At 63.7% G+C, this 21358-nt stretch carries 16 protein-coding genes and 2 pseudogenes; 12 read left to right on the forward strand and 6 right to left on the reverse strand.

The features are described from left to right. Positions 1-394 precede the first annotated feature (394 nt). Together xopAU and HG421_RS12865 are read left to right on the forward strand one after the other, a co-directional pair. A complete protein-coding gene (xopAU, locus tag HG421_RS12860) occupies positions 395-1894 on the forward strand; it encodes a XopAU family type III secretion system effector serine/threonine kinase (protein ID WP_282434638.1) in 1500 nt (499 codons plus the stop codon). 116 nt (positions 1895-2010) lie between these two features. Continuing rightward, positions 2011-2278: pseudogene (locus HG421_RS12865) on the forward strand (hypothetical protein); the annotation flags it as partial. 78 nt (positions 2279-2356) lie between these two features. On the opposite strand, the gene HG421_RS12870 reads toward HG421_RS12865, so the two are convergent. Next, positions 2357-2617, reverse strand: a complete 261-nt coding sequence (locus HG421_RS12870; RefSeq protein ID WP_169708186.1) for an XAC0095 family protein — start codon at positions 2615-2617, stop codon at positions 2357-2359. Between the two features lie 162 nt (positions 2618-2779). Here HG421_RS12870 and HG421_RS12875 point away from each other — a divergent pair, with 162 nt between their 5' ends. The 9 genes from HG421_RS12875 (at position 2780) to xopL (ending at position 15229) form a co-directional block, all read left to right on the forward strand. Beyond that, positions 2780-3367 carry a restriction endonuclease subunit S gene (locus HG421_RS12875; RefSeq protein ID WP_169706711.1) on the forward strand — a complete coding sequence of 196 codons (588 nt, stop codon included), beginning with the start codon at positions 2780-2782 and terminating at the stop codon, positions 3365-3367. Between the two features lie 15 nt (positions 3368-3382). Next, positions 3383-4891 carry a type I restriction-modification system subunit M gene (locus HG421_RS12880; RefSeq protein WP_169706712.1) on the forward strand — a complete coding sequence of 503 codons (1509 nt, stop codon included), beginning with the start codon at positions 3383-3385 and terminating at the stop codon, positions 4889-4891. Further along, complete coding sequence (locus HG421_RS12885; RefSeq protein WP_169706713.1) at positions 4884-5963, forward strand: virulence RhuM family protein; 1080 nt, start codon at positions 4884-4886, stop codon at positions 5961-5963. Before HG421_RS12880 ends, HG421_RS12885 begins: the two co-directional genes overlap by 8 nt. A gap of 125 nt (positions 5964-6088) precedes the next feature. Beyond that, positions 6089-7357: a restriction endonuclease subunit S gene (locus HG421_RS12890; protein ID WP_169706714.1), complete on the forward strand. Its 1269-nt coding sequence runs from the start codon at positions 6089-6091 to the stop codon at positions 7355-7357. Continuing rightward, the gene (locus HG421_RS12895) at positions 7354-10644 is read left to right on the forward strand and encodes a type I restriction endonuclease subunit R (RefSeq protein WP_169706715.1); all 3291 of its coding nucleotides are present in this window, start codon (positions 7354-7356) and stop codon (positions 10642-10644) included. Before HG421_RS12890 ends, HG421_RS12895 begins: the two co-directional genes overlap by 4 nt. Positions 10645-10667: 23 nt before the next feature. Then, a complete protein-coding gene (locus tag HG421_RS12900; RefSeq protein WP_169706716.1) occupies positions 10668-11387 on the forward strand; it encodes a M48 family metallopeptidase in 720 nt (239 codons plus the stop codon). A gap of 297 nt (positions 11388-11684) precedes the next feature. After that, on the forward strand, positions 11685-11885 hold the full coding sequence (locus tag HG421_RS12905) for a hypothetical protein (RefSeq protein ID WP_064507411.1): 201 nt from the start codon (positions 11685-11687) through the stop codon (positions 11883-11885). A gap of 349 nt (positions 11886-12234) precedes the next feature. After that, on the forward strand, positions 12235-13368 hold the full coding sequence (locus HG421_RS12910) for a sialidase family protein (protein WP_169706717.1): 1134 nt from the start codon (positions 12235-12237) through the stop codon (positions 13366-13368). Positions 13369-13453: 85 nt separating this feature from the next. Beyond that, the gene (gene xopL / locus HG421_RS12915) at positions 13454-15229 is read left to right on the forward strand and encodes a type III secretion system leucine-rich repeat domain-containing effector XopL (protein WP_169706718.1); all 1776 of its coding nucleotides are present in this window, start codon (positions 13454-13456) and stop codon (positions 15227-15229) included. Between the two features lie 103 nt (positions 15230-15332). Here xopL and HG421_RS12920 read toward each other — a convergent pair whose 3' ends face one another. Both HG421_RS12920 and HG421_RS12925 read right to left on the reverse strand, forming a co-directional pair. Further along, a complete protein-coding gene (locus HG421_RS12920; protein WP_169706719.1) occupies positions 15333-16064 on the reverse strand; it encodes a copper homeostasis protein CutC in 732 nt (243 codons plus the stop codon). Then, entirely contained in the window at positions 16061-17125 is a 1065-nt protein-coding gene (locus HG421_RS12925) for a N(4)-(beta-N-acetylglucosaminyl)-L-asparaginase (protein ID WP_169706720.1), read from the reverse strand. The genes HG421_RS12920 and HG421_RS12925 overlap by 4 nt, the downstream gene beginning before the upstream one ends. A 660-nt stretch (positions 17126-17785) precedes the next feature. On the opposite strand from HG421_RS12925, the pseudogene HG421_RS12930 reads away from it, so the two are divergent. Next, a pseudogene (locus HG421_RS12930) lies at positions 17786-18718 on the forward strand (vWA domain-containing protein); the annotation flags it as partial. A 279-nt stretch (positions 18719-18997) separates the two neighbouring features. On the opposite strand, the gene HG421_RS12935 reads toward HG421_RS12930, so the two are convergent. The 3 genes from HG421_RS12935 to HG421_RS12945 all read right to left on the reverse strand — a co-directional run bounded on the left by HG421_RS12935 (position 18998) and on the right by HG421_RS12945 (position 21356). Beyond that, on the reverse strand, positions 18998-19579 hold the full coding sequence (locus HG421_RS12935; RefSeq protein WP_169706722.1) for a GNAT family N-acetyltransferase: 582 nt from the start codon (positions 19577-19579) through the stop codon (positions 18998-19000). Between the two features lie 79 nt (positions 19580-19658). Continuing rightward, the gene (locus tag HG421_RS12940) at positions 19659-20138 is read right to left on the reverse strand and encodes a chemotaxis protein CheW (RefSeq protein WP_169706723.1); all 480 of its coding nucleotides are present in this window, start codon (positions 20136-20138) and stop codon (positions 19659-19661) included. Between the two features lie 33 nt (positions 20139-20171). Further along, the gene (locus HG421_RS12945) at positions 20172-21356 is read right to left on the reverse strand and encodes a chemotaxis protein CheB (RefSeq protein WP_169708187.1); all 1185 of its coding nucleotides are present in this window, start codon (positions 21354-21356) and stop codon (positions 20172-20174) included. Positions 21357-21358: the final 2 nt, after the last annotated feature.

Raw genomic sequence — 21358 nt, forward strand, 5'->3', positions numbered from 1 at the left:
CCTGCCCACAGGGACCAGCTGATCGACGAATTCAATTTCCCGTGAACGAATCGCAGAGTAAGGCGCATTCGGATCTGGCTGAGCTGTTGAGGAGTTCGCCTGAGAAGCATCGTCTGTTCGTTGCTTTAATCACGCATTTTTAGTGCGCGCATTACCACAATTGCACATCACTTCGCATTGCCTCACACGACCTCGTATCAAGGTTCCGCGTGCACTGCATGCCTGGGTAGAAGGTTGCGCAAGAGTCCGCCCGATGGTCCGGTCGAGATTGCAGCTATGTCGTCATGCCTGGCCTGACAACTGCTTACGATTCACCAGCCACTCATTCCAACGATTACGGCACGTTTCTGTCACCATGAAGATCTCGGACACTCACCCGGCTGTACCACATGGCATGCAAGCGGATGGCGATCAATCCGAGACATCAACGCATCCAGCATCCGAACACCATGAGCCAGCCGCCCCTGGCCAGGATCACCCGCTCAGGCCGCTGAAAAAAAGAAGGGTAAGCGGAAGCAAAGATTCCTCTATCCCAAAGTTGAGTCTGAACGTAGATCACAGACCTCCTAGAGTCATAGTGCCACGTTCGCTTTCACGCTCGCTGTCCATGGACAGCAGCACACCGACAACGCCAGGCTCCAATTCCAGCCGCACATCGACGCCGTACGCCCATTTGCCGCTACTGGGATCGCTACTCGACCCGCCTACACCTGGCTCTGCCGCCCTGTCACCGTCTCCTTCGAGTGCCTCCGGCATCCTGCGAAACGAGAGAATACAGGCACGTGACAGGCGTTATCGTCAACAGAGTGTTTCGCTCAGTCCGCGCACAATAAGGGACCTCACCACCAATTCTCGGCGTTCAGAACTGATCAGGCGATTGTCATCGTTGAAGCCTGGCGCGCCGGAAATCGAGAACGGCTTTCTCCCTCTACGGCTTGAGTCAACGCACGCCGGCAATGACCAAAGCCTCAAGAACATGCAGCCGATCGGCAAAGGCGCTTCCGGGAGAGCCTATGCTGTCCGTCTGGCCGAGGATTTCTGGCGATCCGGGGAAAATTGTGGGCGGGACTTTGTCTTCAAGGCAATGTTGAACCCAGATCCCCAAGATCCGATCCCGACCACTCTGTATGACAAGGGCTTCCAGGAAAATGCGTCCGATCCAAAAACTTCCCTCTCGTTGCACAAAGCCAACATATACAGGGAATATCACATGACCGTGTCACTGGATGAGGGGACTCGCGTCATGCGTGCCTACGGTCTGGCGCAGATCGACAACGTATTGGGCGTATTGCTGGAAAAAATCCACGGCACCACTGTCGGCAAGCTGGTCGAGCTCGCGCGCCCGGCATTGCAGCAGCGGACGATCACTGCGCCGGAGTACCTTGACATGACAAAGCAGCTGATGAGAGATGTCTTGATTGCCTTGTCCCGCTGTGAAGAAATAGGAATCGTGCACCAGGACGTTTCACACAACAACGTCATGTACGACCGGTCCAATAAAATGTTCCGGCTAATCGATATGGGGCTGGGTGGAGAAGAGGGTGAGTCCGCCAGCATAGGCACACCCGGCTATATCGAGATGAATTTGCAAGCAAGTCATCGACGGGACGTTTACAGCGCTGCCCAACTCCTAGTGCATTTCATCAAACGCCCGGATTACCACATGGGCTATTTGGGCATTTCCCTGGCAAAGTCAAAGGAAGACTTTCCATTGATGGATGAGCTGCAACATCTGCCCTCTGAACGCAAGCAAGAGATCGTCGCTTTTTTTAACCGCATGATTGGCCAAGATCGTGCCACGGCAGAGGATTTGCTGGCGGACCCATTCATCAAGGATGCCGCGCTGCGGCTCCAGGAAGGTGTCCATGCAACCTTTGAAAAATTGACTCGATAACTTGCTCCTGAAAATCCGTTGAAACCCAATCGTCGGCAGCGAACGACGCACTGAGCGCAAGAACTCCACTTTATCGCGCCGACCCAGTCACGCAGTGCGCGGGTTGCCGCATGCCTCGGCGCCAATCGCAGTGGGCCAAGCCCTGGGAGCACACCAAGGCCAACCCGCGGGCGAAAGTGGAACATCCGTTTCAGGTGATCGATCGCCGGGTTGGTGACGTCAAGGTCCGCTATCGATAGCTTCTCTGAAAGCTAACACGTGAGCAGCGTGTCAGTGGGTCATTACAATCGTGGCCTGGTGAAGAGCACCACGCAGGTACTGACACTGTTTGCGCTCCCCAATCCATGGATGGCGCGCCGGCAATTGCTGCCGGCCAAGGGCTAGCTGCGAATGCATCACGCACTGCACAGGTGCATACGGATCGACACGCATCAGCGCTGACAAATTCACCCGCCGCCTCTCTCAAACAGGTGCGTGCAACGTCGCCGGCCAGCGCGTCTCCTCCAGAATCAGACGCACCTGTTCTGCCAGCAACTCCATACAGAGCGCCAGTTCGTCCATCCGAATCGCCGGTTGCGGAGCCTGCTCCTCTTCACGCGTGCGCGGCTGCGCAATCCGCGCGAGAAAACGCATGTGCTCGCCAAGCTTCCGCAGGCGGTCCTGCGCATGCTCGGGCAGGTAATACCCCCGTACAGAGCCATCACCGTCAAAAGATTGCTTCATACCGTTATCACGTTCCATCGCATGGCCTCTCATCAGCAGACCCCTCTGCTTGAGCATGAGGTTAGCAGGCAATGGACCGCCCCACATCCATTTTTATTGCATCAAATTCAATGAAGCATAATTTTATTGACAAACGACTGACGGCACTTCATCGTTCGCTTCATGGTCGATCATGCACTCACTTCCACGCTTGCCAGGCATGCGGACGTCCGCATGGGTCACCCGTTTCGCGGGTCGATTCCTGAGGTTGCCGGGGGCAGCGTGCGCGTTGTCCAGATCAGGGACGTCGCACGTGCCGGGCTCTACACCTACGACGCGCTTGTCGCAACAGAGGTGGAAGGCCGCAAACAACCCGACTGGCTGCTGGATCAGGACATCGTGTTCATCGCCAGAGGGGCCAGCACCTTCGCAGCGCTGGCACAGGCACCGCCGCCACGCACGCTGTGTTCCCCGCACATCTATGTCATCCGTGTGAAGGCACCGCAGCGGCTGTTACCTGCCTTCCTCGCATGGCAACTCAATCAGCCGCCGGCACAACGCTATCTGCGTCAGTCGGCGGAGGGCAGCAGCCAGCTGAGCATCCGCCGCACAGTGTTGGACATGGTCCCAATCCGCCTACCCCCACTGCAACTGCAACACGCGGCCATTGCGCTGGAGCGGGCCGCACAGGCCGAGCGCGCCACCCTCCACGCACTGATCGACAACCGCACCACCGAGCTGGCGATCTTCGCCGAGCGCCTACTCGCCTAAGCCTTTGGAATTTTCATGAGCAAGACCGATATCGCCCAGGACACCATCAACGCCGCCGTCTGGGGCGCCTGCGACACCTTCCGCGGCACCGTGGATCCCAGCGTCTACAAGGACTACGTGCTGACCATGCTGTTCCTGAAGTACGTCTCCGACGTCTGGCAGGACCACTATGACGACTACAAGACCAAACACGGCAACAAGCCCGGCCTGATCGAAGAACTGCTCAAGAGCGAGCGCTTCGTGCTGCCGCACAGTGCCAACTTCTACACCTTGTACGACCAGCGCCACCGTCCCGGCAATGGCGAGCGCATCGACACCGCCCTGCACGCCATCGAAGACGCCAACCTGGGCAAGCTGCGCGACGTATTCCAGGACATCAGCTTCAACGCCAATAAACTCGGCGAAGAACAGCAGAAGAACGACCTGCTGCGCCACCTGCTGGAAGACTTCGCCAAGCCCGCGCTGAACCTGCGCCCCTCGCGCATTGGCCAGCTGGACATCATCGGCAACGCCTACGAGTACCTGATCAAGAACTTTGCCTCCAGCAGCGGCAAGAAGGCCGGTGAGTTCTATACCCCGCCGGAAGTCTCAGCGTTGATGGCGCGCCTGATGGACCCGCAACCAGGCGACGAGATCTGCGACCCCACCTGCGGCTCCGGCTCGTTGCTGCTCAAGTGCGGCCGCCTGATCCGCGAGCGCACCGGCACCGGCAAGTACGCGCTGTACGGCCAGGAAGCCATCGGCAGTACCTGGGCACTGGCCAAAATGAACATGTTCCTGCATGGCGAAGACAACCACCGCATCGAATGGGGCGACACCATCCGCAACCCCAAGCTGCTGGCCGGCAACCACCTCAAGGACTTCGACATCGTCGTCGCCAACCCGCCGTTCTCGCTGGAGAAATGGGGCCATGACAGCGCCGACAACGACCCGCACGACCGCTTCCGCCGCGGCCTGCCGCCACGCACCAAGGGCGATTACGCCTTCATCCTGCACATGATTGCCACCATGAAGCCGCGCAGCGGCCGCATGGCCGTGGTGGTGCCGCATGGCGTGCTGTTCCGCGGCGCCGCCGAAGGCCGCATCCGCCAGAAGCTCATCGACGAAGACCTGCTGGACGTGGTGATCGGCCTACCGGAAAAGCTGTTCTACGGCACCGGCATCCCGGCGGTGGTGTTGGTGTTCCGCACCAAGAAAAAAGACAAGAACGTGCTGTTCATCGATGCCAGCCGGCAGTACCAGGACGGCAAGAACCAGAATCTGCTGCGCGAAAGCGATCTACAGCGCATCCTGGACACCGTGCAGGCGCGCCAGAGCGTGGACAAGTACGCCTACCTGGCCAGCCCGGCCGAGATCGCCGGCAACGACTACAACCTCAACATTCCCCGCTACGTGGATACCTTCGAGGAACAGGCCGAGATCGACCTGATGGCGGTGCGCCGCGAGCGCGAGCAGCTCAAGGCCGAACTGGCCAGGCTGGAGGAGCAGATGGCTGGGTATCTGAAGGAACTGGGCTATGAATAAGCGCACGCCGCCTGAACTGCCGACGACTCCGCAAGCCCCTGCCGCAGGCCGCTCATCTGCGTCGCATGGCGAACTGGTGCTTTACGCCACAGACGATGGCGCCGCCCGCTTCTATCTGCGCGCGGAGAACGGCAGCGTCTGGCTCAGCCAACTTGAGCTAGCAGAGCTGTTCCAGACGACCAAGCAAAATATCAGCCTGCATGTCAAAAATGTCATTTCAGACAATGAGTTAGCGGAGTCTACAGTTGTCAAGGAAGACTTGACAACTGCCGCCGACGGCAAGCGCTACCGCACCAGGCTCTACAACCTGGACATGATCCTGGCTATCGGCTACCGGGTGAAATCCCCGCGCGGCACCCAGTTCCGCCAGTGGGCCACCACCCACCTGCGCGAGTACCTGGTCAAGGGCTTCGTGATGGACGACGAGCGCTTGAAGGATCCGGCCGGCTGGGACCACTTCGACGAGCTGCTGGAGCGCATCCGCGAGATCCGCACCTCGGAGAGGCGCTTCTACCAGAAGATCCGCGACCTGTTCGCCCTGTCGGTCGATTACCGCGACGATGACACTGCCACCGGCCAATTCTTTGCCGTGGTGCAGAACAAGATGCTTTACGCCGTCACCCAGAAGACCGCCGCGCAACTGATCGTGGAGCGCGCCGACCCCGACCAGCCCAATATGGCGCTGACCGGCTGGAAGGCCGGACGCGTGCGCAAGACCGATGTCATCGTGGCCAAGAACTACCTGCACGCCGAGGAAATCACTCAGCTCAATCGCATCACCGCGATGTTCCTGGATTACGCCGAGGACCGCGCCAGCCAGCGCCAGGACCTGCGCATGGACGACTGGCGCCAGTACGTGGACCGCTTCGTCGAATTCAACGAACGGCCGTTGTTGAAGGATGCCGGCACTGTCAGCCACGAGAGGATGCAGCAAATCGCGCATGAGCGCTATGCGGTGTTCGATGCGAAGCGGCGCAAGGCGGAAGCATTGGCAGCAGACGAAGAAGATATCAGAGCGCTGAAGTCGGTGGAGAAGCTGGCTCGGAAGGGAGGCAAACGTGCTTCCGAATGAGAATAGTAAGGTGATGCAAAAAACATGTCTCCCCCGCATAACCGGTAACCTCGCATTGGACTTCTCGCCTGCATGTCAGATCGCATTCAACGTGGCTACTCAGAACAGCTGCAAGGAAGGGCCAGATGCTACCTGAAGGCTGGAGCCGCCGACCGCTTCATGAAGTTGCGGATGTGCGCACTGGAGTGGCGAAAGGGAAAACTGGTCTGACTGACCCGGTGGAGCTTCCTTATCTTCGCGTGGCGAACGTGCAGGATGGCTTCATCGACCTAAGCGAGGTAAAGACGATTGCCGTGGAAAGGCATCAGATCGATCGCTACTCGCTCCAGGCGGGCGACATCCTGATGACCGAGGGCGGCGACTTCGACAAACTGGGGCGAGGTGCCGTCTGGAATGGGGCGCTCGCCCCTTGCCTGCATCAAAACCATGTCTTCGCGGTCCGTGCGCAGCGCGAGCTGATCAACCCCCTATTCTTATCCGCGCTGTCTGGGAGCGAATACGGACGCACTTATTTCCTGGGTTGCGCCAAACGCAGCACCAACCTCGCAAGCATCAACTCTTCGCAGTTGAAGGCATTTCCGGTACTGCTGCCTCCCATTGCCGAGCAGCATCGCATCGCCCGCATCATCTCCACGTGGGACCAGGCGATCGCCACCACCGAGCAACTGCTAATCAATTGCCGTACCCAACAAGCGCTACTTGCGCAGCAAGTGCTGACTGGCAAGTCGCGCCTTGAGGAGTTCAATGCGAAAGGACACCAAAAAAACACACCGTATGGACCGATCCCGGGAGATTGGGACTACCTGCAGATCAGCGAGATAGCCTCAGAAATCTCCGAAAAATTAGGTTCATCAGCGCCACACCCGGTCCTGTCCTGCACCAAGCACCATGGCCTGGTTGATTCGTTGACCTATTTCAAGAAGCAGGTCTTCAGTGCAGACACGTCCACGTACAAGGTGGTCCCAAGGGGCGGATTTGTCTATGCGACCAATCATATCGATGAAGGCTCAATCGGCTATCAAGACCTGTACGGCGCCGGCTTGGTCAGCCCGATGTACACCATCTTCAGGACGAGTGAGCGGGTTGTGGACTCGTATCTGTTCGCGCTCCTGAAGACCGAACACTACCGGCAGATCTTTGCCTCAGCAATCAATGCATCCGTGGACCGTCGCGGCAGCCTGCGCTGGAAGGATTTCCAGCGCATTCGTGTTCCGCTTCCGCCAGTGAAGGAGCAAGAGGCGATCGCGCATGTGCTATTCCAAGCAGGCAAGGAAGTGCAATTGATCCAGGCCCAGCTAAAGCTGCTACGTGACGAAAAATCCGCCCTCATGGCCCAACTCCTCACCGGCAAACGCCGCGTGCGCCTGCCCACCGAGGAGGCGAGCGCCGCATGAGCCACAGCGCCCCCGACACCCGCGAACAGGCCAGCGCGCAGCTGCCCGCCCTGCACCTGCTGTGCAACCTGGGCTGGCACTACCTCAGCGCCGCGCAGTGCCTGGCGCTGCGCGGAAGCACCCGCGAAGTGCTGCTGGTGCCGCGGCTGCTGGAGGTACTGCAAACGCGGCGCTACACCTACAAGGGCCAGGAGTATCCGCTTTCGCCCGGCGCCATCGACCAGATCGTGCGCGAGCTGTCGGCATTGCCGCTGGGCGATGGGTTGCTGGCAGCCAACGAGCGGCTGTATCAGTTACTTGCGCTGGGCATCACCGTCACCGAGTTCATGCCCGACGGCAAGAAGCACCAGCCCACCATCGCAGTGATCGACTGGGCCGATGCGGCTGCCAACCGCTGGGACATCACCGAAGAGTGTGAGGTGCTGTCCGCGCAGGGCACGCACACGCGCACGCCGGACATCGTGGGCTACGTCAACGGCCTGCCGCTGGTGGTGATCGAGGCCAAGCGCCCGGCTGCCGGGCATGCCGGCAAATCGATGGTGGACGAGGCCATCAGCCAGCAGTTGCGCAACCAGCGCAGTGAGGAGATCCCGCAGCTGTTCGCTTACGCGCAGCTGCTGCTGGCGCTCAGCCTGACCGAGGCGCGCTATGGCACCACCCAGACCCCGGCCAAATTCTGGGCGCGCTGGCGCGATGAGCAGTTCGACGAAGTATCTGTGCATCGCCTCAAGAACGCTGCCTTGCCCGCGGCCACGCGCGATGCGCTGCTGGCCGGCAAGCCGGCACCGCTGCGCGCCTACTGCCAGGCGCTGTGGGCGCACCCGATGCTGCCCACCGAGCAGGACCGGCTGCTGGCCGGCGTGCTCACGCCAGCCCGGTTACTGGAGTTTCTGCGCAACTTCGTGCTGTTCGACCGCAAGGTGGGCAAGCTGGTGGCGCGCTACCAGCAGTTCTTCGGTATCCGTGCATTGCTGGCACAACTGCGCAAGTTTCGGCCCGATGGCGGCCGCGAGGGTGGTGTGCTCTGGCACACCACCGGCTCGGGCAAGAGCTTCACCATGGTGTTCCTGACCAAGGCGCTGCTGCTGGATGAGGCCCTGCAGGAATGCCGGGTGCTGGTGGTCACCGACCGCACCGACCTGGAAACCCAGCTGGCGCGCAATTTCCTCAGTGGCGGCGCGTTCGGCTCGGCGGTCGCCACCCGCAAGGACGGCGAACGCAGCAAGGCCACCACCGGCCGCGACCTGGCCCAGCGCATCGGCCAGGGCACTGAGCGCATCACCTTCTCGCTGGTGCAGAAGTTCACCACCGCCGCCAAGCTGCCCGAGTGCCGCAACCCCTCGCCCGATCTGATTGTGCTGGTGGACGAAGGCCACCGCAGCCACGGCGGCGAAACCCACGAACGCATGCGCAAGGCGCTGCCCAATGCGGCCTATCTGGCCTTCACCGGCACCCCGCTGCTGAAGGACGAAAAGACCGCCAACAAGTTCGGCCCGATCCTGCACGCCTACTCGATGCAGCGCGCGGTGGAAGACCAGACCGTGGCGCCGTTGCTGTACGAAGAACGCGTGCCGGAACTGGATGTCAACGAAGCGGCGGTGAACCGCTGGTTCGACAAGATCACCGCCGGGCTGTCCGAGGCGCAGAGCAGTGATCTGAAGAAAAAGTTCGCCAGCAAGCGCGCGGTGTATGGCGCCGAAAACCGCATCGAACTCATCGCCTGGGACATCGCCGCCCACTACCAGGAACACGTCAAACCGCTTGGGTTGAAGGGCCAGGTCGCCACCGACAGCAAGCGCGATGCGATCCGCTACAAACGCGCATTGGACCAGACCGGCCTGGCCAGCAGCGCCGTGGTGATCTCCCCACCCGACACCCGCGAGGGCAACAGTACGGTGGACGAAGACAATGCGCCAGACATCCATAAATGGTGGAAGCAGACGATGACCGATGCGCGCATCAGCCCGGAAGACTACGAGCGCGAAACGGTGCACGCCTTCGGCGGGGAGGGCGCGCCGGATCTGCTGATCGTGGTGGACAAGCTGCTCACCGGCTTCGACGAGCCGCGCAATGGCGTGCTGTACATCGACAAACCGCTGAAGGGCCATAACCTGATCCAGGCGGTAGCACGGGTGAACCGCCTGCACGATGCCAAGCGCCACGGCCTGCTGGTGGATTACCGCGGCATCCTGCCGGAGCTGGATACCGCCGTGCGCGCCTACCGGGATCTGGAGACACGCACCCAGGCCGGCTTCGACGTAGCCGACCTGGAGGGGCTGTATCACGCGGTCAGCAGCGAGTACAAACGCCTGCCCTCCCTGCATGCGCGGCTATGGGCGTTCTTCGACGGCATCACCAACCGCCGCGACCTTGAACAGTTCCGGCAACGGCTGATCCCGCACTTCGTGCGGGGCGCCGATGGCGAGGACTACGACGAACGCCAGGCCGTGCGCGAGGACTTCTATGCGGCACTGACTGCGTTCGGCCTGTGCCTGCAGACCGCCTTGTCCTCGCGCAGCTTCTTCGAAGACACCGCCTTTCCCGACGCACTGATCGATCGCTACAAACAGGATCTGCGCTTTTTCTCTGGCCTGCGGCTAACGGCCCGCCAGGATGCGATGGAAACGGTGGACTACAGCGTGTACGAAGAACAGATCCGCAAGCTGGTGGACCAACAGGTGATCGGGCGTGAGGTCCGTGAACCGGAAGGCGCCTATGTGGTGCACGAACTGGGACAGGCGCAGGACCCGCACACCTGGTCGGAGGAAAAGACCCGTAACGAAGCGGATCTGATCCAGACCCGGCTACGCAAGACCATCGAACAGGACCTGGCCGGCGATCCCTACGCGCAAAAGGTCTTCGGCGAGCTGCTGCGGCAGGCCATCGCCGAGGCAGAGGCGATGTTCGACCATCCGTTGAAACAGTATGCGGTGCTGCGCGCATTCGAGCAGCGCCTGCAAAGCGAACAGACCCCTGGAATTCCTGCAGCGCTCGCCGACAAGCCGCAGGCCAGTGCGTATTTCGGTGCCATTCGTCTCACCCTGGGCGAACAAGCCATGGAGGCCAATAGCGCTGAACGGATGACGGCGCTGGTGACGCTGGCCATCACCATCGACGAGGTGGTGCGCAATGCGGTGGCAGAACATTCGTTAAACCCGCACAGCATCGAGTCCCAGATTCGTCAGACGCTGCTTCCGGCGATGTTCGATCTGCTTGGGCTGGATCACGCCAAGGCCATCGTGGACCAGGTGATCCACATCGTGCGCATCGGGCGCAGCCGCGCGTGACAGCTGCCGCCCCACAAGCCCACATGGTGGTGACCTATGGCGAGCGCCTGATTCGCTGCCAGATCCACCGTTCCCCCACCCGACCCATCACGCGCGTGGCGATCCATGTGGAGCCGGATGGTCGCGTGCGGCTGGATGCGCCGCTGCAGGCAACCGACGCACAGATACGACAGGCCCTCACCCGGCGTGCGCGCTGGATTCACCTGCACCTGACCGCGATCGAAAGTCGCCTGCGGCACGTCACGCCCTACGCCTACGTCAGTGGCGAAACCGTGCTGCATCTGGGCAGACGCTATCGGCTGAAGGTGATCCCTGACGCAGAGCAGGACGGCGTGCGCCTACGTGGCGGCTATATCGAAATACGCGTCACCAGCCGGGCGCCTGAGGCGGTAGGCGCCGCGCTGGACCGTTGGCAGCGCGAGCGTGCCAGACAGGTGTTGCCGCAGCGCGTCGCCGACATGGCCGCGCATCTACGCTGGCTCAGGCAGCCACCGCCCCTCGCATTGCGAGAGATGCAGCGGCAATGGGGCAGTTGCTCGCCTCTGGGCAGGATCAGCCTGAATCTGGCACTGATCCGTGTCCCCACGGTGTGCATCGATTACGTCATCCTCCACGAGCTGTGTCACCTGAAGCTTCACAACCATGGCAAGGGCTTCTATCGACTGCTCGACGCCCATATGCCCGACTGGCGGAATGTGAAGCGTCGCCTGGATGGTCTGGCGGAGCTTGCACTACGTCAGTGAAGGCGGTTCCACCGCAAGCTGAGGGTTCACCGGAGTGTGGCGATGCACCAGTTGGGAGTGCCCCCAGCGCCTGCCGATAGAAAGCCAGGGCCTGTCGCCGCCCAAGGCAGATCTCCGTCGCCGACCCTTCAGCCGCGCCGCGTGCCGCCGCTATCAGAACGGCCGGTGCCGCCGCACCGCCCGCTACCGTGGATGTATCGGGCGGACCAGATTCCAGGCAAGATCACCGGCTGACCCCGTTACGGATGCGCTTGCTTGCGACGTAGACGGCTTGATTGCAGGTTCCAGGAGCGTTGCATGTCCTCGTCCACCGTTACGCAAGACCCCATTCCCGCCGATGCGGAACACACCCAGCACGCGTTCGCCGAGCAGGTCCACGGCAAGCCCATGGACAGCACCGAGGCGGCGCACCGGATGGCCTTCCTGTGCCAGACCGAATCGGCAAAGAAGCCGCAGACGCTGTTGCCGCCGCAGGTCCGCGACGACAACGCGGCCTGAGCACAGCGAACGATGTACAGCGGTAGCGAGCGCGCTCGGCCATCATCGATCCTTATCTGCTGCCCAACTGGAACGACCCGCCTACCGTCTGCTGGCAGGTCGCGGGGTCGGCCCCGGTGGTCTGTGTCAGCTGTGCGCCCGCACCGGTGGCCATGCTGAAACCCTGCGTCACGCCCCACACCGTATGGGTGGTGCGCCCGACCGGTTGCCTTGCCGTGCGTGATCGGCGCCCACCGCCGCCTATGCGTAGGATGACCAAGGCACAGGTATTCAATAGATGATAAACGGGTCTCTATTGAATCCACACCGCACTGGCCCCCGATGTTTTCCACGCGCTTGTTGACCTGCCTTGTTGACCTGCCTTGTTGCCAGTCTTGCTGCCTGCAGCGCGCAGGCACGCTCTCCTGTCTCTCCGGCCTCGCCCATCGTGCGTAGCGAGTTCATCGCCGACCCTGCCCCCACGCCGCAGGCCCACGCCTCCACCCTGCTGGAAACACGCGATGGGCAGCTGCTGGCCGCCTGGTTCGGCGGTACGCGCGAAGGCGCGCCCGACGTCGGTATCTGGCTCGCACGGCGTGGTCCGCAACAGTGGCAGACACCGCAACGCATCGCCGACGGCGCGCACGCCGGCGAGCAAGGGACCGATGTGCCGGCCTGGAATCCGGTGCTGTTCCAACCGTCCACCGGGCCGGTACAGCTGTACTACAAACTCGGCCCCAACCCGCGGCAGTGGTGGGGGCTGCGGCTCACCTCGATGGACGACGGCGCGACGTGGTCGGCGCCGCAGCGCTTGCCGGACGGCATCCTTGGCCCGATCAAGAACAAGCCGCTGCAGTTGCCGAGCGGCCGCATCCTGGCACCCAGCAGCAGCGAAGACCGTGGCTGGCGCGCGCATCTGGAATGGAGCGACGACGACGGCGCGCACTGGCAGCGCGGCATGCCGCTCAACCAGCCGAGCGTGATCGGCGCGATCCAGCCCAGCCTGCTGCTGTATCCGAATGGTCGTCTGCAGGCGTTGGGCCGCAGCCGGCAGAACACACTCTTCAGCACCTTCTCCGACGATGGCGGCCTGCATTGGCAGCCGATGCAACTGCTGGATGTGCAGAACCCCAATTCCGGCACCGACGCGGTGATGCTGCGCGACGGCCGCGCCTTGCTGGTCTACAACCCCGCCATCGCCGGCAACAACTGGTGGGAGGGACGCGGCACGCTGGCGGTCGCATTATCGGATGACGGCCTGCACTGGCAGCGAGTGCTCACGCTGGAAGACAGCGCCAAGGACGAATTTTCATATCCGGCCGCGATCCAGACCCGTGACGGGTTGGTGCACATCAGCTACACCTGGAAGCGCCGACGGATCAAGCATGTGGTGCTCGATCCCACGCGACTCGACGCATGCGGCCCTTGCCAGGCGCCCGCCCCCGCAACGCAGTCTGAGCGCTGCACAACGGCATGCGCCCAAGCGGCCGATCCTTCGTCATGATGACGGTGGCTTCGCCTCCACCGATTCGCCAGTAGCGATGCATGCCGATCATCGTCGGTGAGCTACAGCCAAGACGAGCACTGCGATGCCACGCGTCGATCAACCACGCCCGCCGGGCACGCCTATCGGACTGCCGGGGCAGGATGCACCCAATGCGAATGCACCCGCGCGCAATGTTCCACCCGCACATCCCGCGCCCGAGCGCCCTACCGGCATACTCGGCGGCCTGATCAGACATGTGCCTGGCTACCGGTCCGGCCGCCCCCGTGTGCCACCGACCGTTGGCGCTTCGCCATTCCAGCGCTCCACAGCGCTTCGCCCGTACCGCGACGTTCTGGCGCAATGGCAACGACACTACAACGCAGACCGCAGTCGCTGGCACAGCGCATGGCGCCAGGCCAACCGCAACGATCCGCAAGTCGAAACAAGAACGGCCCGGGCGCTCAAGACAACAGCCGACATGCTGGAGGACGCTACCCTACCGGGGCGGGTAGCGCTGGAGCTGCACTCAGTTCCCCTTCCGCAATTCCCCGATCAGGCATACCGTCTTTCTCATCTGCAGCACATGACGATCAACGCGGCGGGGCTGATGGAGCTTCCGGACGCCATGCAGCAATTTTCGGGCCTGGAAACACTGACGCTTGCGCACAATCCGCTTGATTCGCTACCTGCGTCCATCGCAAGCCTCAGCCGATTGCGTGAGCTCTCCATCCTGTCCTGCCCGGAATTGAAGGAACTTCCCGAACGCCTGGCGAGCACCAATGCATCCGGCGAGCACGAGGGGTTGGTCAACCTGCAGAAGCTGCAGCTGGTGGGGACCGGGATCACATCGCTTCCTGCTTCCATTACCGGCCTGCAAAACCTGAAAACGCTACAGATCCGCAATTCGCCGCTATCCACCCTTGCCCCGGCCATCCATCGAATGCCAAGGCTGGAAGAACTCGATTTGGAAGGCTGCACAGCGCTGAGCAACTATCCGCCGATTTTTGGCGGCGGTGCGGCATTGAAACGACTGAATTTGAAAGACTGCAGCAACCTGCGCACCCTGCCGCTGGACATTCACCGCCTGACGCAACTCGAAGAACTCGACCTGCGAGGCTGCGACAACCTCTCCAGACTGCCCTCGTCGATTGCAAGATTACCTGCCAGTTGCACTATCCGGGTGCCGCCGCGTCTACAGGCGGAACTCGACCGTCTTCGTCTGATTGCGCGCCCCGCCGAACCAGAGCAGACCGGCCCAGCCGCCCCGGATCTCTCGCCACCTGGTGCCGGCAATCAAGCCAGCGCATCCTCGTCGGCGACAACCGCCGAACCGCTTCGCACGGCTGCGCTCGAACGTATTGAAGACACCGCACAGACCATGCTGAGCACGGTCATTGATGAGGAAAGAAATCCCTTTCTGGAAGGTGCCCCATCCTACCTTCCAGAAAATCGCCCACCCGACGCTCCCACCACCTTCGGCCAGATTCCGGCCTTGCAGAAAATGCTGGAAGAAAGCAGGGATCCCCATTTCCTGAGGCGGGTGATCGAGATGGCAGGCCCATCCCCCAGAGTCGAAGACCCGAGCGAGGAAGGCCTCAGCCGCCACTACGCGAACGTCAGCAACTGGAAGGCGCAGAAGAGCGCGCACCTGGGCATCGTCGATCCTCTCGGGCAGTACGTTTATCACGCAGGCAGCCAGCTCGACGCAGCGACCTTGGCCAAGGCGATCCAGATGTGGAAGACCCGGGAGCTGATCGTCAACGCACACCCGCAAGACCGCGCGCGCTTTCCGGCTTTCACGCTGCACATTCCCGAGCAGGTCAGCGACGGCTCTGAGGACGAACGGCAAACAAGCCCGGAACCTTCAGGCCATCAGTAGATGGCGAACGCGACAGGCACAGCAGCCCATCACGCGTCGCGGTCAGCGTGCGTGCGCAACTCCGGCAGCGCCTATACGGGCCGAAGGCACCGTTGTACGCGTTTCACGTTCGCTGCAACGCGTCCACCATCCGATGTACCCGCGCGGCATCGGTGCGCTGGTAGTCTCCGCCCAGGTCGCTGATGTAGGCATGCGGCGCAGGCACCTGCGCAGCCACCGGCCCCCGAGCAGACGCATGGAATTCGCAGGCGCCGGTCCGGGCGCGCAAGCTGGCGACGTTGTGCTCGGAGACGCCCGCGCCCGGCATGATGCCGATGCGGCCGGCCGCCTGCCGCACCAGCGCGGCGATGACGTCTACGCCCTCGATGGCGCTGGCGCGCGCACCGGAGGTCAGCACGCGTTCGCAGCCCAGCGCGATCGCATCTTCCAGCGCGCGCGCAGGCTCGGCACTGACGTCGATCGCACGGTGAAAAGTCACGCCCAGCGATCCAGCCGCCTCGATCAGCACGCGCATCGTGTCCATATCGACCTGGCCATGACGATCCAGCGCGCCCAGCACCACGCCATCGCAGCCCAGCGCAACGCACTGCTGCACATCGCGGCGCATCGCCTCCACCTCATCGGCACTGAACACGAAGTCGCCCACGCGCGGGCGGATCAGCACATACAGCGGAATCCGCAAACGCGCACGCACCACCGCCAACGTGCCGAACGACGGCGTCAGCCCGCCGCCATCCAGCCCGCCGCACAGCTCAACGCGCATCGCACCGCCTGCTTGCGCGGCCAACGCCGAGGCCACCGAATCGGCCGCCACTTCAAGACCCAATGCACTCATGCCGCCGGCTCGCTGGTGTAGTGGCTCTCGCCCGGCACCAGCAGATCCTGCCGCTGCGCATCGCACACCGCGTAGCTGAAGCCCTTCTGGATCGCGAACGCACCCACCTCGCCACGCTTGTTCATCGCCAGGAATCCCACCTGCAGCGTGCGCGTCAGTTCCGGCTTGCGGCGGATCAACCGCATCACCACCTCGCGGCAGGCATCGGCGGGCGACTTGCCCTGGCGCATCATTTCCACCACTGCAAAGCTGCCGACATTGCGGATCACTTCTTCGCCCACGCCGGTGGAGGTCGCGCCGCCCACCTCGTTGTCCACATACAGGCCAGCGCCGATGATCGGGCTGTCGCCGACCCGCCCGTGCATCTTCCATGCCATGCCGCTGGTGGTGCACGCGCCGGACAGATTGCCGTGCGCATCCAGCGCGATCATGCCGATGGTGTCATGGTTGTCTTTACCGCCCGGCAACTTGGCATCGCGCCAGGCGCGGTTTTCGACGTTGGCTTCGGGCGAATACTTCGAGGTCTTCAACCACTGCTTCCACGCCGCTTCCGAACTTGGCGTCAGCAACCTGGTTTTCGGAAAGCCCTGCTCCAACGCGAACTGCCGCGCGCCATCGCCGACCAGCATCACATGCGGGGTCTTTTCCATCACCGCGCGCGCCACCGAAATGGCATGCACCACATCTTCCAGCGACGCCACCGCGCCGCAGTTGCCCAGGTGGTCCATGATGCAGGCGTCCAGGGTCACCCGCCCATCGCGATCCGGATACCCGCCCAGGCCCACCGTCGGATTGTTCGGGTCCGCTTCGGGCACCCGCACGCCGGCCTCCACCGCATCCAGCGCCATGCCACCGGTACTCAGCAGCTTCCACGCGGCCTGATTGGCGGCCACGCCGAAATCCCAGGTGGAAATCACCCGTGCCTGACCTTTGGGCAACGCCGCAGGGCGGCCCGCCGCGGTGCCAGCGGCCGCGGCCTGCGCACGTGCGCCCCATCCGGCCAGGCCGGAAGCGATGGCGCCCAGGGTGGCGCTCTTGAGGAAATGACGACGTTGGATCATCCAGGCGAACTCCGTAACGGAAACAGATGCCGCGCACTGCGCCGCAGCCTCCCATCATGCGGCAGCAACGCGCCTGGATAAACCGTCATGCAGCGCTGTCGTGTGCGGATCCGCGCACAACCAGTGCATGGGCGGACCGAGCCCTGATCGAGCGCAGCGTGTCCGATGGGTGGTTGGAGCTGGCTGGCGTAATGGCAGAGAACAGACGCTGCCGCACCGAACCAGCAGTGGACTGTGGGATGGGGCAGCCAACGCGCTCCTCTTCGTCGCCCCATCCAGCGCTGCGCGCCATCCTCTTTCGTTGTGAAAGGGATCGAACGCGGGACGGTTGGGAGCGCGAGGTCGGCTGCGTTGCCGCAGCGTACGCCAGGGCGCCGAAAAAAAACTGCATCCGTTTAACCCCATTTGCCGCCCTGGCCCGTTTCACCTGCAGAGGCGCAGTGCACGGCGACCTCGGGCTGCCCGGTTGTTCACCCATTCGTTCTCGCCACGCAAAGGATTCCCATGCCACGTCACAGCCTTCTCGCGCTCGCCTTGCTGCTGAGCGCCTGCTCGCACGAACCCACCTCACCCGTCGTTAGCGACCCGCCCGCATCGCCCGACGCAGTGGCGCCGCCACCTTCCACCGACGAGATCGCGTACACGCCTATTGTCCAGGCCATGCCGCCTCCGCCGGTCGCGTACACGCCCGTCCCCCCAGCTCCACCCGTGCACGCGCGGCCGGCACCGATGCCCAGCAGCGCGCTTGCGCGGCAAGCGCCTGCTGCGGCGCTGATGGCACTGCCCGAGAGCCGCGGCATGATCATGCCGGCGCCACCGGCCGCCCCGGTCGAGAACCGCGAGACCTACCAGACCCTCAGCGACAACCCGATCGTGCAGGCCGCGGAATACCCGGTGTCCACCTTCAGCATCGATGTCGATACCGGCAGCTACAGCAACCTGCGGCGCTATCTCACCAGTGGCAGCCTGCCGCCGGTGGATGCGGTGCGCGTGGAAGAGATGATCAACTACTTCCGCTACGACGACCCCGCGCCCCGCGATGGCCAGCCCTTCGCGGTGCGCACCGAACTGGCTCCCGCGCCCTGGAACGGCAAGCACCTGCTGCTGCGCATCGGCATCAATGCACGCGATGTCCCGACCACCGCGCTGCCGGCGGCCAACCTGGTGTTCCTGGTCGATGTCTCCGGGTCGATGGACGCGCCCGACAAGCTGCCGTTGCTGCAATCCTCGCTCACGCTGTTGACGCGCCAGCTGCGCGCGCAGGACCGCATCACCCTGGTCACCTACGCAGGCAGCACCGCGGTCGTATTGCCGCCGACGCCGGGCAACCAGCAGGCACGCATCGTCCAAGCCATCGACAGCCTGCAATCCGGTGGCGGCACCGCCGGTGCCAGCGGCATCGAGCTGGCCTACCGCGCCGCACAGCAGAGCTACCTGCGCGGCGGCATCAACCGCATCCTGCTGGCCACCGATGGCGACTTCAATGTCGGCGTCACCGACTTCGATACGCTCAAGGGCATGGTTGCCGAAAAGCGGCGTTTCGGCGTGGCGCTGTCCACGCTGGGCTTTGGCACCGGCAACTACAACGACACGCAGGCCGCCCCGAGCACCGATTGAGCCCGGCGCCCGGGAGCTCGACGGTCAGGCACGCACCACGTGCATCCATAACGACCTGAGCGGCCACACCCCGGTATCGATGCATCGTGGTACGAGGATCGACTTCCGGCATCGGATCTACGCCGAATCACGTCCTCGTGGAGGGTGGCGTTTATCTCGCAACGCGGCACCACCACCCGCGATCGCCACCAACTCTGCGATGGCCAATGACCGCCGGCCAGACGCGACCGAATCGCCCACCTGAGCTGCAGCGGCTCAGCCGTTACCGCCTTCGCCCGCCTCGCCGTCCTCGCGCAACAGGCTGCTCAGCACGTGGTCGCGCCACACGCCATTCAACTGCAGGTAACGCCGTGCGCGGCCTTCGATCTGGAAGCCCAGCCGCGCCAGGACCTGGGCGCTGCGCACATTCTCCGGCACGTATTGCGCCATCACCCGGTGCAGACCCAACGGTCCGAACACGAACGCGATGCCCTGCGTGGCGGCCCACTGCATCAGGCCACGGCCTTGTGCCGCGGCATCCAGACCATAGCCGAGATGGCAGGCCTGGAACGCACCGCGCTGGATCTGGGTAAACCCCACCGTACCAATCACCTGCTGCGCCGCGACCAACACCAGCTGCAGTTCGCGCTCGCCAGGAACCGAAGTGCGATAGGCGATGCACAGCCGCCGCCAGCCGTCTGCGGTGTAGAACGCCTCCGGCCGCAGCGGCATCGCATCGGCAAGATGGGTGCGGTTGCGCGCGTGATAGTCGGCGACCGCTGTAGGGTCGACACTGGCGAGGTCGCAGAGCAGCACACCGTCGGCATGCCGCCGCGGCAAAAACGCCGGCAAGCTCATTGCCTGCCTCCGTCACCGCGTTGTTGCGGATAGCCGCCTGCGTGAGACACGGCTAGAGCAGAAACCGGGTTCGCCGCCCTCAGGCGGCGTCGGCTGCTGCAAGCGCCTGCGCCACCTGCCACTCGATGGCATCCAGGTTCGGCAACAGCGCGCTCTGCTCGCCGAGCAGCACGCGCATGTGCACACCTTCCGGCAACGCGTCTTCCGACGCGTCGGCCAGCAGTCCGTCGCGCGGTACCGAGATCAGCTGCGGGAACGAGGCCGTCAGCAGGGCGAAGTACGGCAGTGCGGGATTACCGCCCAGCGCCTTCAGCACGATGACCTTGTTGTTGAGCGCGGTGGGCTCCTCGCCCAGGCCGCTGAGGCGTGCGAACGACAACAGCGGCACCTTCCAGCCGTACCAGTCGATGCGCCCGACCACCCAGCGCGGCATGTCCGGCAGCGCTTCGACCGCCACCCGCGACATCACCTCGGCCACCGTCGCGTTGGGCAGCAGCACGCGCTCGTTGCCCGCCTGAATCAGGACGCCGCGGATTTCGTCGTTATTGGCGTAGCTCATCGCACTGTTCCGATCTGAGAGGGAGCGCCCGGCTTATGCCGGCCAACGCTGTGCCAACGCCTGCGCCAACTGCGCGGGGTCGCCGGTCAAGATACCTTGTCGCGCCAGCCGCGCTGCCGCAGCCGGGTCGTAGCAGCCGTCGGCGGACTGACCCGCCAGCCAGGCGCCCTGCTCGGCCAGCGCCAGCGAGGCTTCCACCAATGCTTCGTTGGCACCGCTGAGCATCAGCACGGCGCTGTCGGCCGGCGGCAAGGCGGCGATCAACCCGGCCGGATCGCTCTGCGCCACGAAGGCCAGTGCGCCGGCGTGCTGCTGCAGGCCGATCTCGTGGGACAACACATAGACCTTGCCCGGCGCGACGGTCTGCCCGGCTTCGCCCAGTTCCACCGGCAGCGCGGACACGCGCCCCATCTGCCGCACCAGGTTGCCGTACTGGCCGCCATCGAGCGTCATGCGCACCAGCACGGCACGCGGAAAGTGCGGTGGCAATGCGGACAGCAGGCGACGGATCGCATCCGGTCCACCGATCCCGGCCATCACCAGCACCGCGCCGGTGACCTCGCCGCTAGGCTCCAGATCCACCAGCGACAAGCCGCCGGTGGACAGCGCAGCCACCTCCGGTTCGGTGCGCGGACGCACCACCACGGCGACCTCATCCACCAGGCCCCAGGTGCTGGAATCGCCCAGCGTCTGAGCGGGCTTGTCGGTAGCCGCCGGCGCGTCATGTGCGGCCGTCTGCGCAAACAACGCATCGCCGGGCATGTTCTCGAAGGCATGCGCGGCCGCTTCCAGGTGCTGGTCCAGCTGCAGGTCCGAATGCTGCTGCGGCGCCAGCGTCAGGCCGGGCTCGGGCTGCAGCGAGGGCTCGCTTTCGGTGCCCGGCGGCAACACGTCGGCATGCCCATGCAGCTTGGCGGCCAGATGGCGCACCCAGCGTTGCGCTTCCCAGCCCTCGCGGCGCACCGTGAGTTCGGCTTCGTCGAAGATCACCGTCACGCCAGGGATGTTGAAGGCCGGCTCCAGCGCCTCGAGCGCATCTTCGATCGCCGGTTCCAGCGCGACCAGCACCGCCACCGGCTCGGCATCGCGCAGCATCTGCACGTCCACCGCCGCAGGCTCGTCTTCCAGCACCACCTGCGCACCAGCCAGGCCAAGCGCTTCGCGCAGGCGCTCGCGCGCCTGTCCGGGCCGGCCCAGCAGGGCGACCGGAGTTCCCATTG

It is taken from the genome of Xanthomonas campestris pv. badrii (genome assembly GCF_012848175.1).
Taxonomy (GTDB): domain Bacteria; phylum Pseudomonadota; class Gammaproteobacteria; order Xanthomonadales; family Xanthomonadaceae; genus Xanthomonas; species Xanthomonas campestris_C.